Raw genomic sequence first — 13592 nt, forward strand, 5'->3', positions numbered from 1 at the left:
TTACTTAGAACGCAACAACGTTATTGAGCATTCCATGAACGCAACGTAGCGTTTCTCCTGTCAGAAACACCGACGAACACAGGAGACCACCATGCAGACCTTCCCCACCCCCGCCCCGCTCTCCGCCGTCCTCGACGTCCCCGCGGGCCGCGTCCAGGTCATCGCCGCCGACCGGGCCGACACCACGGTCGAGGTCCTGCCCGCGGACCCCTCGAAGGGACGGGACGTGCATGCGGCCGAGCAGACCAGGGTCGAGTTCGGCGACGGCGTGCTGCGCGTCGGGACTCCGGCGAAGAACCAGTTCATGGGCGCGTCCGGCGCCGTCGAGGTGACGGTCCGGCTGCCCGCCGGCTCCCGCATCGAGGCCAGGACGGCATCGGCCGAGTTCCGGGGCGTCGGGCGGCTCGGCGACGTCGACTACGAGGGCGCGCACGGCCCGGTCAAGCTCGACGAGGCGGCGGGCGTCCGCCTGACCACCGCCGCCGGCGACATCTCGCTGGGCCGTCTCGACGGCCCCGCCGACATCCGCACCGAGAAGGGCGACATCCGGATCGCCGAGGCCGTGCGCGGCCGGGTCGTCCTGCGCACCCGGTCCGGCGACATCTCGGTCGGTGCCGCCGCCGGGGTCTCCGCCTCCCTGGACTCCGGCACCTCCTACGGCCGCGTCCACAACGCGCTCAGGAACACCGGCACCCCCGAACTGACCGTCCACGCGACCACCGACCACGGCGACATCACCGCCCGCAGCCTCTGAGGAGCATCAGCCATGACCGACCTGGCCATCGCGGCGAACGGACTGCGCAAGTCCTACGGCGACAAGACCGTCCTCGACGGTGTCGACCTGGCCGTCCCCGAAGGAACGATCTTCTCCCTGCTCGGCCCGAACGGTGCCGGCAAGACCACCGCCGTCAAGATCCTCTCCACCCTCGTGACCGCCGACGCCGGTGACCTCCGCGTCGGCGGGCACGACCTCGCCGTCGACCCGCAGGCCGTGCGGGCCTCGATCGGAGTCACCGGCCAGTTCTCCGCCGTCGACGGGCTGATCACCGGCGAGGAGAACATGTGGCTCACGGCGGACCTGCACCACCTCTCCCGCGCCGAGGGCCGGCGGGTCGCCGCCGAACTGCTGGAGCGCTTCGACCTCGCCCAGGCCGCGAAGAAGCCCGCCTCCACCTACTCCGGCGGCATGAAGCGGCGCCTCGACATCGCCATGACCCTGGTCGGCGCCCCGCGGATCATCTTCCTCGACGAACCGACCACGGGCCTGGACCCCCGCTCCCGCCACACCATGTGGCAGATCATCCGCGAACTCGTCACCGACGGCGTCACCGTCTTCCTCACCACCCAGTACCTGGAGGAGGCCGACGAACTCGCCGACCGCATCGCCGTGCTCAACGGCGGGAGGATCGCCGCCGAGGGCACCGCGGAGGAACTCAAGCGGATCGTCCCCGGCGGACACGTCCGGCTCCGCTTCACCGACCCCGCCGCCTACCGCGACGCCGCCACCGCGCTGCCCGCGAGCACCGGGGACGACGCGGCCCTGGCCCTCCAGATCCCCAGCGACGGCAGCCAGCGTGCGCTGCGCACGGTCCTCGACCGGCTGGACGCGGCCGGCGTCGAGGCCGACGAGCTGACCGTCCACACCCCCGACCTCGACGACGTCTTCTTCGCCCTCACCGGCGGTGCCGCCGTCCCCGCCCAGACCGACCCGCTGAAGGAGACCGTCCGATGAGCAACCTCTCCCTCGCCGTGCGCGACTCGTCCACGATGCTGCGCCGCAACCTCCTGCACGCCCGGCGCTACCCGTCGCTCACCCTGAACCTGCTGCTCACGCCGGTCATGCTGCTGCTGCTCTTCGTCTTCGTCTTCGGCGACGCGATGAGCGCCGGCATCGGCGGCGGCGACCGCTCCGACTACGTCGCCTACCTCGTGCCGGGGCTGCTCCTGATGACCATCGGCTCCACCACGATCGGCACCGCGGTCTCCGTCTCCAACGACATGACCGAGGGCATCATCGCCCGCTTCCGGACCATGGCCATCCACCGCGGCTCCGTCCTCGTCGGGCACGTCGTCGGCAGCGTGGTGCAGTCGGTCATGAGCGTGGTCCTGGTCGGCGCCGTCGGCGTGGCCATCGGCTTCCGCTCCTCCGACGCCACCGCCCTGGAGTGGCTGGCGGCCTTCGGGCTGCTCCTGCTGTTCACGCTGGCACTGACCTGGATCGCCGTCGGCATGGGCCTGATCAGCCCGAACGCCGAGGCCGCCAGCAACAACGCGATGCCGCTGATCTTCCTCCCGCTGATCTCCAGCGCCTTCGTGCCGATCGACGCCATGCCCGGCTGGTTCCAGCCGGTCGCCGAGTACCAGCCGTTCACGCCCGCCATCGAGACGCTGCGCGGCCTGCTCCTCGGCACCGGGATCGGGCACAACGGATGGCTCGCCGTCGGCTGGTGCCTCGCCCTGACCGTGCTCGGCTACCTCTGGGCGACCTCGAAGTTCAACAGCGACCCGAAGTAGCCCTCGTGACCACGGTCCTGGGACCGCCGGACCCTAGGCGAAGACGACCGTCCGGCGGCCGTTCAGCAGGATCCGCCGCTCCGCGTGCCACTTCACGGCACGCGCCAGCGCCTGGCACTCCACGTCACGCCCGACCGCCACCAGCTGGTCGGGCGTGACGTCGTGGCCGACCCGCTCGACCTCCTGCTCGATGATCGGCCCCTCGTCGAGGTCGGCGGTCACGTAGTGCGCGGTCGCGCCGATCAGCTTCACGCCCCGCGCGTGCGCCTGGTGGTACGGCTTCGCGCCCTTGAAGCTCGGCAGGAACGAGTGGTGGATGTTGATGATCCGGCCGCTGAGCGCCTTGCACAGGTCGTCCGAGAGAACCTGCATGTAGCGGGCCAGGACGACGAGTTCGACGTTCTCCTCGCGCACGATCTCCAGGACCCGGGCCTCGGCCTCCGGCTTGGTGTCCTTCGTCACGGGGATGTGGTGGAAGGGGATGCCGTAGGACCCCACCAGCTCGGCGAAGTCGGTGTGGTTGGACACCACCGCCGCGATCTCCACGGGCAGCGCCCCGGTCCGCGCCCGGAAGAGCAGGTCGTTCAGGCAGTGCCCGAACCTGCTCACCATGAGCACGATGCGCATCTTCGCGTCGGCCCGGTTGATCTGCCAGTCCATGTGGAAGGCGTCGCCGATGGCGGTGAAGCTGGCCCGCAGCTTGTCGACGGTCACCGGCTCGACGGCCGAGAAGTGGACCCGCATGAAGAACAGACCCGTGTCGTGGTCCCCGAACTGCTGACTGTCCTCGATGTTGCAGCCGGTCATGAACAGGTAGCTCGACACGGCGTGCACGATGCCCTGCTTGTCGGGGCAGGACAGGGTGAGGACGTACTGGTCGGCCGGGACGGCGGCCGGGGGGACGGCGGCGGAGGACTGCGGATTCATGCAGCACAGGGTCCCATATCCGGCCTCCCGGACCGCGTGCCGTCCCGTCAGGCGGACCGGGTGAGGATGTGCAGCACCTCGAGCGTGCGCGGCTCCGTCTCCGGGTCCTCGCCGTCGCCGTTGGCCAGCCGTACGTGCGCGTCGCGCGCCGCCCGCACCGCCTCCGGCCAGTCCGCGTGCTCCAGGTACGCGGTCACCGGCGCGTCCGGCCCGACCTGGTGCATGATCCGCAGGACCCGCAGCACGGCGGTGTCGACCAGCGCCGCCTCCTGCGAGTCGCGGAAGACCGTGCCCACGTACTTCTCGGCCGACCAGTGGTCCAGCCAGGTGTCCTCCACCAGGCGGTACACGGCGTCGGTGACGTCCCCGTAGCCGTCGACGCCGGCCAGCCAGACGTCCCGCTGGAACGCGGGGGCGGAGAGCATGTGCAGCGCGGAGCGCACCTGACTGCGCCAGCGCCACCACGGCATGTCGTTGAGAGGCATGCCGCCCATGGTGGTGGAGCGACGGCCGCGACGGGAAGAGTTCTCCGAACCTTGCACGGTCATCGATCCTACGTTCCTCTCCTGCGCGCCCCGCCGGCCCCCGTAATTCACCTCCGCGTCACCACGCGTTGACCGCAGGTCACACCCGGGTTGGCCGGGTGACGGAATCGTGCGGGGACATGACCGGCAGGCGACCCATCCGCAGCACTTCCCCCGACGGCCCCCGCGGCCGTTCCCGGGCCACCCGCACCGCCGCCCTGTCCGCGGGCGCGCTGGTGGCGTGCGCGTCACTCGCCGCCGGCTGCGGGGTCGTCCCCGGTGCCACGGGGGGCTCCGGGGACGACGGCCCGATCACCGTCATGACCTGGGCGCCGCAGGACACCGGCGCGACCAACAAACCCGGCATGCCCGCGCTCGCCCAGGCCTACGCCCGCTCGGTCAACGCCCAGGGCGGCCTCGGCGGCCGCAAGCTCAACGTCCTGACCTGCAACGACCACAACGACAGTGTGGACGCCGCGAAGTGCGCCCGCCGTGCCGTCAAGGAGAACGCGGTCGCCGTGCTGGGCTCCTACAGCCAGCACGCCGACTCGTTCTTCCCCGTCCTCGAGGGCGCCCGCATCCCGTACATCGGCGGATACGGCCTCACCAACACGGAGTTCACCAGTCCCCTCTCGTACCCGGTCAACGGGGGCCAGCCGGCGCTCCTCGCGGGACTCGGCAGCGCCCTCGCCGACTCCTGCGGGCCGGTCACCCTGGTCCGCCCCGACACGATCGCGGGCGACCAGCTGCCGCCGCTGCTGGACGCGGGGCTGGTCACGGGCGGGCACGAGCGCTCCCACGACCAGCGGGCCGCGGAGGACGCCACCTCCTACGACGACCAGTCCGGGCAGGCACTGGCGCGGGAGGGCACCGGCCGGGCGAAGGCGGGATGTGTCGTGCCCGTCCTCGGGGACCGCACCGGCACCTTCATGGACTCCTTCCGGCGCGCCCGCGAGGACCACCCCGGCGTACGGACCGCGACGGTCCTCGGCAGCGTCGACCAGACGACGGTCAACGCGAGCGGCGGGGCGTCCGGACCCTACGAGGGGGCGTACGTCACCGGCTGGTACCCGTCGGTGGGCGACCCGGCCTGGGACGGGCTGAAGAAGCTGATCAAGGAGCAGGCGTTCGGCGACAACGACGTCGACGCGGCGGACGCCGGGGTGCAGACGACCTGGATCGCGTACACCGTCTTCAGGCAGGTCGTCGAGTCGCTGGGCGACGGCGAGGTGAGCGCCGACACCGTCCGGCGGGCCCTCGACGACGGCCTGGAGGTCGGTACCGGCGGGCTCACGCCCGACCTGCGCTGGACCTTCGCCGACAAGCTGGCCTCGGTCGGCTTCCCCCGCCTGGTCAACGCCGAGGTCACCCTCCAGGTCGTCCGCGAGGGCCGCCTGGTCTCGGCCCGCGAGGGCGCCGTGGACACCACCAAGACCCTGCAGAACGCGGACGTCGCCTAGCGGGTGCGCCGCGGCCCGCCCGCAGCGGCGGGCCCGCCCGGTCACAGCTGGGTCGGCTGCCGCTCGGTCAGGCCGTACTTCTTGGCGATGGCGTTCCAGAGCTTCGCGGCCTTGGCCTTCTCCTTGCTGGCCGTGCCGCTCGCCCGGTTGGCCGCCGACGGCTGGGTGGCCGCCTTGCCCTTCTTGCAGCCCTTCTTGCCGGCCGTCCGGTCGGCCCAGGCCGCGTAGTGGTTGTCGGCCGACGCCGAGGCCTGCCACGCCTTGGTGAGCGCCGTGGTCAGCTCGGTGTGCCGGGGCAGCTTGTCCACGGAGAGCTTGCCGAGGCTGTCGACGAGACCGCTGCGCTGCTTGGCGGCCTCGCGCAGGTCCTTGGCCGCCTGGGGCAGGTTGTCGCAGGTCTTCACGTCGCCCACCGCGTTGATCACCGTGGTGCGGCCGGTGCCGCTCTCGGCGAGCAGCTTGTCCAGCTCGACGGCCTGCTGCTCGGCCGGGTCGGCGGACGGCGACGCGGACGCGGAGGCGGACGCCGACTCGGAGGCGGGTGCCGTGGCGGACACCGTCTGGTTGCCGCCCTTGTCCTCGTCCTTCCCGCCGCCGGCCATCATCGCGCCGGCGCCGACCCCGACGACGGCGATGCCCACGCCGACGGCCGCGATGAGCGGCAGCCGCGAGCCGGTACGCCCGCCCCGGCCGCCCCGGCCGCCGTCGTCACCGCCCCCGCGCCGCCTGCCGCCGCCACCGCCGCCGCTGCCGGGTCCCTGCGGGGCGTACATGGCCTGGTCGCCGGGGTACGGCGCCTGGGGCGCGTCGAAGCGGGGCATCTGCTGGGTGGCCGAGGCCGGGCCGTCCGCACCGGGCGCGCCGCGGAAGAGGTTGTCGAACTCGGCGGGCGGCTGACGCCCCGCGTCGGCGCCGGGCGCCGCGCCGAACGGGGCACCGGCGGGACCGCCGGGCACGGGCGCGATGTACTGCGTGGCCTCCGCGTCGGGATGGGGCACGGGAGCGGGCGCGGGCTGCGCGGGGTACTGCGGTGCCTGGCCGAGGTACTGCGTCGACTCGGCGGCGTGCGGCTGCGCGGGGCTCTCCGGGGGCAGCGCACCGGGACCCGCGGGCGGTATGTGCGGGATGAACTGGGTGGCGCCCTCGTCGGCAGAGGCCGCGACCGGGGGTATGAACTGCGTGGCCCCCTCGTCGGCGGCCGGCAACGGCGCGGCCGCCCCGCCGTACTGCTGCGGGTGCTGGTGAGGGTGCTGCTGGTGCTGCCCGTACGGCGGCTGCGCGCCGTAGGACGGGTCGCCCGCCCCGTACGACGGGCCCGGCGCGCCCTCCGGCGGCAGCGGTCCCGGGCCCGCCTGGGGCGGCAGGGCGCCGGGGGCCTGGCCGGGGTCGCCCTGGGCGGGCGGCCAGGCGGACGGCTGAGGGGTCTCCGGAGCGCCCCACGGCTGCGCGGCGGGCGGAGTGGGCCAGCCCTGGCCGGCGGGCGGGCCCTGCTGCTGCTCGGGGCCCCACGGCCGGTCCCAGGCCTGGCCGCCGGGCGGTGCCGATGCGGGCGGGCCGCCGGCCTGGGGGCCGACGGGCGCGTCGGCCAGACCGGGCAGCAGGGGCTCGCCACCGTCCGAGGGCAGCACGATGCCTTCGCGCGCTTGCCGCGCCGAGGGCTCCTCGCCCTGTCCACTCTGCGTCACCGGGACTCCTACGAATGGGGGACCTTCGGAATCGTCGGCTCACGCTACCGGGTCCCAGGAGCCCGCTGCCACGCCGCCCGGGGCGTCAACTCCTTCCCTGTGACGGCAGTAACAAAACCAGGCCGCGGCGCGCTGTTGATGTCCCTTTCCGCTCACCACGGCGCGGTTTCACGCCCGTTCACTCATCCGCTCCCCCTCCGTTCACGCGGCGGCCTGGAGGTCGAGGCGGGCGCCGAACTCCCTGACCACGGCTTCTTCCCGGTACGGCTCGAGCCGGGCCTGGAAGTCGTCCAGGTACTCGGCGCCCCGGTTCGAACGCAGCGTCTCCAGGAGTTCCACGGCCCTGGTCGCCGTGTGGCAGGCCTGTTCGATCTCGCGCTGCTGCACCTGGGCCGTGGCCAACAGCACATGGCCGATGGCCCGCCTGCGCGCCCGGGACTCGGGATGCCCCTCCAGCGACTGCCGTGCGTAACGCGCCGCCGCGTCGGCCTGGCCGAGGTCCCGGTGGCAGTGCGCCAACTCGTCGGCCAGGTAGGCGCCGTCGAAGTGCGCGATCCACACCGGGTCGTCCCCGGAGGCCGGATCGGCCGACTCCATCGCCCCGACCGCCCGTCCGGCCGCCTCGTGGGCCGCCCGTACGTCGCCGAGGAGCGCGTGGCCCCGGGCCTCGGCCGCGTGGAACATCGACTCCGCGCGCGGTGTGACCCGCCCGCGTGCGCCCTCCTGCGCCGCCCGCGCCAACTGGGCGATCTCGCGCGGGTTCCCCAGCTGCGCGGCGAGGTGGCTCATGGACGCGGCCAGCACGTACCCGCCGTAGCCGCGGTCCCCGGCCGCCTGTGCGAGCCGCAGCGACTGGATGTAGTACCGCTGCGCGAGGCCCGGCTGGCCGGTGTCGACGGCCATGTATCCGGCCAGCTCCGTCAGCCGCGCGACCGTGGCGAACAACTCCCGTCCGACCGCCTCCCGGTAGGAGCCGGCCAGCAGTCCGGAGACCACGCTGTTCAGGTAGTGCACGAGGACCGGGCGCACGTGCCCGCTCCCGTACTGGTGGTCCAGGTCCGTCAGGGCCTGCGTCATCGCGCGCACGGCCGCCACGTCGGACTGGCCCACCCGCGGCCCCGCCGCACGCGACACCTGCGGGTCGGGGGCGGAAATCAGCCAGTCCCGGCTGGGCTCGACGAGCGCGGAGGCGGCGACGGAGGACCCGGACAGGAAGTCCCGGCGCCCCACGTCGCTGCGCCACAGCTCGCAGACCTGCTCGATGGCTCCCAGTACCGTCGGCGAGAACTGGAGGCCGACGCCGGACGCGAGGTTCTTGCCGTTGGCCATGCCGATCTCGTCGATCGTGACCGTGCGGCCGAGCTTGCGGCCGAGCGCCTCGGCGATGATCGCGGGTGCCCGGCCCCGCGGTTGCTGTCCGCGCAGCCAGCGGGCCACGGAGGTCTTGTCGTACCGCAGGTCGAGACCGTGCTCGACCCCGCACACGTTGACCCGGCGGGCGAGGCCCGCGTTGGAGCAGCCCGCTTCCTGAATGAGCGCCTGCAGTCGTTCGTTCGGCTGCCGCGCGACGAGCGGCCTTGCGGCCATGGCGTAACCCCCATGCGGTCTCATGCGGTCTCGATGCTGTCCCGGCGGATCGTCGGACGAAACGGACGATCCGGCCGTGAAGATCAATGCCCAGTCGATGTGCCGACAATGCGAGACTTGCGAAGCTTGCGATGCTTACGAGGATTGCCGGGGCAACGGCCGGTGCCGGCCCCAGTCCTGGCTACCCAGCTCCCGCGGTGAATCCTCCTGCGCGCCCCCACGTATGCACCCATGCGCCCCGAATGCGGCTTCGATGCACCTCCTCCGCGCACGGCACCCCCGTAACCCCCGGTGAGCCCGGGAGTTGAGGTTCCCGTGGAAGAGACCATCCCCGGCACCGAAGCCGCCCAGATCCCGCAGCAGCGCGGCACCTCGCTGCTGGAGACCGCCGTTCGCTACGCCGAGGAGCGTCACTGGGACGTGTTTCCCGGCACCTGGCTGGTGCCCGGCGACGGGGTGCAGCGCTGCTCCTGCGGGGACCCGGCGTGCGCCGCGCCGGGCGCGCACCCGGCGGGCGAGGACTGGGCGGCGCAGGCGACGGGCAGCGCGACGGCCGCCCGGCGGATGTGGCAGAAGCAGCAGACGGCGTCGATCCTGCTGCCCACGGGGCGGACGTTCGACGCGATCGACGTCCCCGAGAGCGCCGGGTTCCTGGCGCTGGCCCGGATGCAGCGGATGGAGCTGACGCTGGGGCCGGTGACGCTGGCGCCGGACCGGCGGATGCGGTTCTTCGTCCTTCCGGGTGCGGGGGCGAAGGTGCCGGATCTCGTGCGGCGGCTGGGGTGGGCGCCCCGGGCCCTCGATCTGGGCGTGCTCGGGGAGGGCGCGTACGTGGCGGCGCCGCCCACGCGGTTCGGGACGCGGGGCGCGGTGCAGTGGGCCTGCCGGCCGACCGCGGTGAATCGGTGGTTGCCGGATGTGGAGGAGCTGATCTCGGCGTTGGCCTATGCGTGCGGGCGGGATCGTTAGGGGGCGCCCCTTCGTCTGCCGGGTTGCTGTGTTCTGGCGGCTGCCGGCCGTACGTGGTTGATCGCGCAGTTCCCCGCGCCCCTTCGGGGCGCTTTCCCCCCGTAGGGTGCGAAGTTGACGGAGGGAGACGTGGTGAGTACTAGCGCCGTTCGGGTTCGGGGGCTCTGGAAGCGGTTTGGGCAGCAGGTGGCCGTGGGTGGGGTCGATCTGGACCTGCCGGCGGGGAAGTTCATCGGGCTCGTCGGGCCCAACGGGGCCGGGAAGACCACCACGCTCTCCATGGTGACCGGGCTGCTGCGGCCGGATCAGGGGTCGGTCGAGGTCGTCGGGCACGACGTGTGGCGCGATCCGGCCGAGGTGAAGGCCAGGATCGGGGTGCTGCCCGAGGGGCTGCGGCTGTTCGAGCGGCTGTCGGGGCGGGAACTGCTCGGCTACACGGGCCGGTTGCGCGGCCTGCCCGGCGACGAGGTCGACAAGCGGGCCACGCAGCTCCTCGACGTCCTCGACCTCGCGGGCGCCCAGCACAAGCTGGTCGTCGACTACTCGACCGGTATGCGCAAGAAGATCGGCCTCGCCGCCGCACTGCTGCACTGCTGCACAACCCTGAAGTGCTGTTCCTGGACGAGCCGTTCGAGGGCGTCGACCCGGTCTCCGCACAGACCATCCGGGGTGTTCTGGAGCGCTACACGGCCTCCGGCGCCACCGTCGTCTTCTCCTCCCACGTCATGGAGCTGGTGGAGTCGCTGTGCGACTGGGTGGCCGTCATGGCCGCCGGCCGCATCCGCGCCACCGGAACCCTCGCCGAAGTGCGCGGCGGGGCGGCCTCGTTGCAGGAGGCGTTCCTCGAACTCGTCGGTGCGGGCGGCCGGGACGCCGGGTCCGACCTGGACTGGCTGGGCGGCGGGTCCCGATGAGCGCGCCGACCGCACCGGACGCCTCGGCTCCATCTCCGTCGGGTGCGTCGGGCGGATCCGTTCCGTCCCTCACCTCCGTGTTCGTGCGGCTGAAGCTGTCGCTCCTGCGCAACGGGCTGCGGCAGTCCGGCGGGCGGCGGGCCGCCTACATCGCCTCGGCCGTCGTCGTGCTGCTCTTCGCCGCGCTCCAGCTGATCGGCCTGATCGCGCTGCGCGGGTACGCGCACGTGGACTCGCTGGTCGTCCTGCTCGCCGCGGTGCTCGCCCTGGGCTGGGCGGTGATGCCGCTGTTCTTCCCCGGCGGCGACGAGACACTGGACCCGACCCGGCTGGTGATGCTGCCCCTGCGGCCCGGCCCCCTGGTACGGGCCCTGCTCACGTCCTCGCTGGTGGGCATCGGGCCACTGTTCACGCTGTGCGTGTTCGCCGGATCCGTGGTCGCGGTCGCCCACGGCGGGGCGGCGTACGCCGTCGGGGTCGTCGGCGCGGTCCTCGCGCTGCTGGTGTGCGTGACCCTCGCGCGGGCCGTCGCCGCGGCCAACGTACGGCTGCTGACCAGCCGCAAGGGACGCGACCTCGCGGTGCTCAGCGGGCTGGTCGTCGCGGTCGGCGCGCAGCTCGTCAACTTCGGCGCGCAGCGGCTGGGTTCGTCGGGACTCGGTGAGCTGGACCCGGTGGCCGACGTGGTGCGCTGGGTGCCGCCGGCGTCGGCGGTCGGCGCGATGGACGCGGCGAGCGACGGGTCGTACGGCGTCGCGCTGGCCCAACTGGCACTGACCGCCGCGGCGCTGGTGCTGCTGCTGCGGGTGTGGGCCCGGCATCTGACGCGGCTGATGACGGCGCCCGACGGCTCCACGCTCCAGAGCGACGCCGGGGCGGTGCGCGAACGCGGCTCGGCCGGGCCCGCCCGGTGGCTGCCCGCGGGCCGCACCGGCACCACCATGGAACGCACCCTGCGCTACGTGTGGCGCGACCCGAAGACCAAGGCGGCCTGGGTGACCTCGCTGGCCATCGGTCTGATCGTGCCGGTGTTCAACGCCTGGCAGGGCACCGGCTCGGTCTACTTCGCCTGCTTCGCCGCCGGGATGCTCGGCATCCAGATGTACAACCAGTTCGGGCAGGACACGTCCGCGTTCTGGATGGTCGCGATGACGATCTCCTCGACCAGGGACGCCTACGTCGAGCTGCGCGCCCGCGCGCTGGCGCTGCTGCTGATCACGCTGCCGTACGCGACCCTCGTCACCGTCCTGACCACCGCGATGCTCGACGACTGGCGGACCCTGCCCGAGGCGCTCGGCCTGTCCTTCGCGCTGCTCGGGGCGATGCTGGCGACCGGCGCGTGGACCTCGGCGCGCTTTCCGTACTCCATCCCGCAGGACGGGTACAAGAACGTCGCGCCCGGTCAGGTCGGGCTGGCCTGGGTCTCGATCTTCGGCGGCATGATCGGCGCGGCCCTGCTGTGCGCACCCGTGATCGCGCTGACGATCTGGGTCAACGTGAGCGCGGGCGCCGGGGACACGGGCTGGCTGCTGCTGCCGGTCGGCGCGGTGTACGGGGCGGCTCTGACGCTGCTGGGCCTGCGGCTGGCCGCGCCGCGTACGGCGGGGCGGCTGCCGGAGATCCTCACGGCGGTCAGCAAGGGGTGACGGGCGCTCAGGCGTCCCCGAGGGCGTTCAGGAACGGCTCGATGGCCGCCCGCCACGCCTCCGGCTGGTCGTAGTGGACTAGGTGGCCGGCGTCGGCGACCTCCGCGTACTGGCCGTCGGGCAGGACGCGGACCATCTCCTGGGCCTCGGCACGGCCCAGCTCGCCGTCGAGGCCGCGCACGACCAGGGTGGGGCAGCGGACCTGTGCCAGCTCCTCCCAGTGGGCGTCGTACACCCACGTCTCGCGGGAGCGCAGCATCTGCTCGGGTTCGAAGACGGGGCGCCAGCCGTCCGGGGACTCGGCCATCACCTCGGCGTAGAACGCGCCGCGGGCCGGGTTCGGGCGCTCCACCCAGGGGTCGTCCTCGCCGAACCACTTGCGGACGTCGGCGAGCGTGGCGAAGGGGACCGGCCAGGCGCGGAACCACTCGGTCCAGGTGTGCTGGGAGGCGGCGCCGAGGGCGGAGGCCCGCATGTCGCAGATGATCAGACCGCGGACCAGGTCGGGGCGTTTGGCGGCGAGCTGCCAGGCGGTCAGGGCGCCCATGGCGTGGCCGACGAGGACGGCCGGGCCGAGGCCGAGCTGCTCCAGGGCGGCCTCGACGTCCCCGACGTAGGCCTCCCGGGTGTAGGCGGCCCGCGGGGGCTTGTCGCTGCGGCCGTGACCGCGCTGGTCGAGGGCGACGGCACGGTGGCGGGCGGAGAGCCAGCGGGCCGTGGGGGCCCAGTGCGAGGCGCGGCCCATCAGGCCGTGCAGTAACAGCACGCCGGGCAGGTCCGAGGCCCCGGACGCGAGGTGTTCGTCCTGCGTGCGGTGCGTCCGGTCGGTCTTGGGAGGGTCGCCGAACTCCCAGGCGGCGAGGCGTACGCCGCCCGCGCCGGTCACGTCGATGCGCCGCACCATAGGTCCTGGCACCCCCAAGCTCCGCTCGGACCCGCCCGCCTCACGAGCCGGCCGATCCTGTGAACCGTGAACCCTGTCCTGCCTGCCTGCCTGCCTGCCTGCCTGCCGTGCAGAGTACCGAGATTATCGAATACTCATTCGAAAGAGCCGTCCCGCCGGGCAACACCCCTCATTCGAGTGACACCACTCAGGGATTGATCGCCGCCGCCCAGGGGAGATCTTCAACGGGAGGCGGACCGCTCGGGGAAACCGGTCCGAGGGGATTGACCTTGAGAGCTCGGGGCTCCAGGTCAGCACAGGGGAGGACAGGCCCCGGCGCCACACGGCGCCGGGGCCCTCTCCGTCTCTCCGGCACGCCCTCCCCCTCTCCGGCCCGGGCGACATCGCTGTCGGCCACGGCCAAGAGCCCCTCGCGTCCACTGCCTCACGCCACAGCCTGGCACGCGAAGCGCCCGGCCGCTG

General features: G+C 73.0%; 11 protein-coding genes and 1 pseudogene. 7 read left to right on the plus strand and 5 right to left on the minus strand.

Annotated elements, in window-relative coordinates; all coding sequences use genetic code 11:
• Positions 1 to 91: 91 nt before the first annotated feature.
• The 3 genes from Sco07f_RS26190 to Sco07f_RS26200 are packed head-to-tail and all read left to right on the plus strand — an operon-like array spanning position 92 to position 2514.
• The gene (locus Sco07f_RS26190; RefSeq protein ID WP_108989368.1) at positions 92 to 754 is read left to right on the plus strand and encodes a DUF4097 family beta strand repeat-containing protein; all 663 of its coding nucleotides are present in this window, start codon (positions 92 to 94) and stop codon (positions 752 to 754) included.
• Between the two features lie 12 nt (positions 755 to 766).
• Positions 767 to 1732 carry an ATP-binding cassette domain-containing protein gene (locus tag Sco07f_RS26195; protein ID WP_108989369.1) on the plus strand — a complete coding sequence of 322 codons (966 nt, stop codon included), beginning with the start codon at positions 767 to 769 and terminating at the stop codon, positions 1730 to 1732.
• Positions 1729 to 2514: an ABC transporter permease gene (locus Sco07f_RS26200; protein ID WP_087790557.1), complete on the plus strand. Its 786-nt coding sequence runs from the start codon at positions 1729 to 1731 to the stop codon at positions 2512 to 2514. Before Sco07f_RS26195 ends, Sco07f_RS26200 begins: the two co-directional genes overlap by 4 nt.
• Positions 2515 to 2547: 33 nt before the next feature.
• On the opposite strand, the gene purU is transcribed toward Sco07f_RS26200, so the two are convergent.
• Both purU and Sco07f_RS26210 read right to left on the minus strand, forming a co-directional pair.
• Positions 2548 to 3441, minus strand: a complete 894-nt coding sequence (gene purU, locus Sco07f_RS26205; protein WP_007388699.1) for a formyltetrahydrofolate deformylase — start codon at positions 3439 to 3441, stop codon at positions 2548 to 2550.
• 47 nt (positions 3442 to 3488) lie between these two features.
• On the minus strand, positions 3489 to 3989 hold the full coding sequence (locus Sco07f_RS26210; protein ID WP_042822402.1) for an SCO4402 family protein: 501 nt from the start codon (positions 3987 to 3989) through the stop codon (positions 3489 to 3491).
• A 116-nt stretch (positions 3990 to 4105) separates the two neighbouring features.
• Here Sco07f_RS26210 and Sco07f_RS26215 point away from each other — a divergent pair, with 116 nt between their 5' ends.
• Positions 4106 to 5425, plus strand: coding sequence for an ABC transporter substrate-binding protein (locus Sco07f_RS26215; protein ID WP_108989370.1), 1320 nt, complete (start codon positions 4106 to 4108; stop codon positions 5423 to 5425).
• 41 nt (positions 5426 to 5466) lie between these two features.
• Here the strand turns inward: Sco07f_RS26215 and Sco07f_RS26220 are convergent, their stop codons facing one another.
• Positions 5467 to 7110, minus strand: a complete 1644-nt coding sequence (locus Sco07f_RS26220) for a hypothetical protein (RefSeq protein ID WP_167468228.1) — start codon at positions 7108 to 7110, stop codon at positions 5467 to 5469.
• Positions 7111 to 7311: 201 nt separating this feature from the next.
• Complete coding sequence (locus Sco07f_RS26225) at positions 7312 to 8697, minus strand: NsdA family TPR-like regulatory protein (RefSeq protein WP_007450684.1); 1386 nt, start codon at positions 8695 to 8697, stop codon at positions 7312 to 7314.
• A gap of 315 nt (positions 8698 to 9012) precedes the next feature.
• Between Sco07f_RS26225 and Sco07f_RS26230 the strand changes: the two genes are divergently transcribed.
• From Sco07f_RS26230 to Sco07f_RS26240, 3 genes and pseudogenes are all read left to right on the plus strand, one after another.
• Complete coding sequence (locus Sco07f_RS26230; protein WP_007450687.1) at positions 9013 to 9666, plus strand: bifunctional DNA primase/polymerase; 654 nt, start codon at positions 9013 to 9015, stop codon at positions 9664 to 9666.
• 114 nt (positions 9667 to 9780) lie between these two features.
• Positions 9781 to 10580, plus strand: a pseudogene (locus Sco07f_RS26235) (ABC transporter ATP-binding protein).
• The gene (locus tag Sco07f_RS26240) at positions 10577 to 12226 is read left to right on the plus strand and encodes a transporter (RefSeq protein WP_108989372.1); all 1650 of its coding nucleotides are present in this window, start codon (positions 10577 to 10579) and stop codon (positions 12224 to 12226) included. The pseudogene Sco07f_RS26235 and the gene Sco07f_RS26240 overlap by 4 nt, the downstream one beginning before the upstream one ends.
• Before the next feature lie 7 nt (positions 12227 to 12233).
• Here Sco07f_RS26240 and Sco07f_RS26245 read toward each other — a convergent pair whose 3' ends face one another.
• Positions 12234 to 13130, minus strand: coding sequence for an alpha/beta fold hydrolase (locus Sco07f_RS26245; protein ID WP_042826358.1), 897 nt, complete (start codon positions 13128 to 13130; stop codon positions 12234 to 12236).
• Positions 13131 to 13592: the final 462 nt, after the last annotated feature.

The sequence above is a fragment of the Streptomyces coelicoflavus genome, from assembly GCF_003112555.1.
GTDB classification, from domain to species: domain Bacteria; phylum Actinomycetota; class Actinomycetes; order Streptomycetales; family Streptomycetaceae; genus Streptomyces; species Streptomyces coelicoflavus.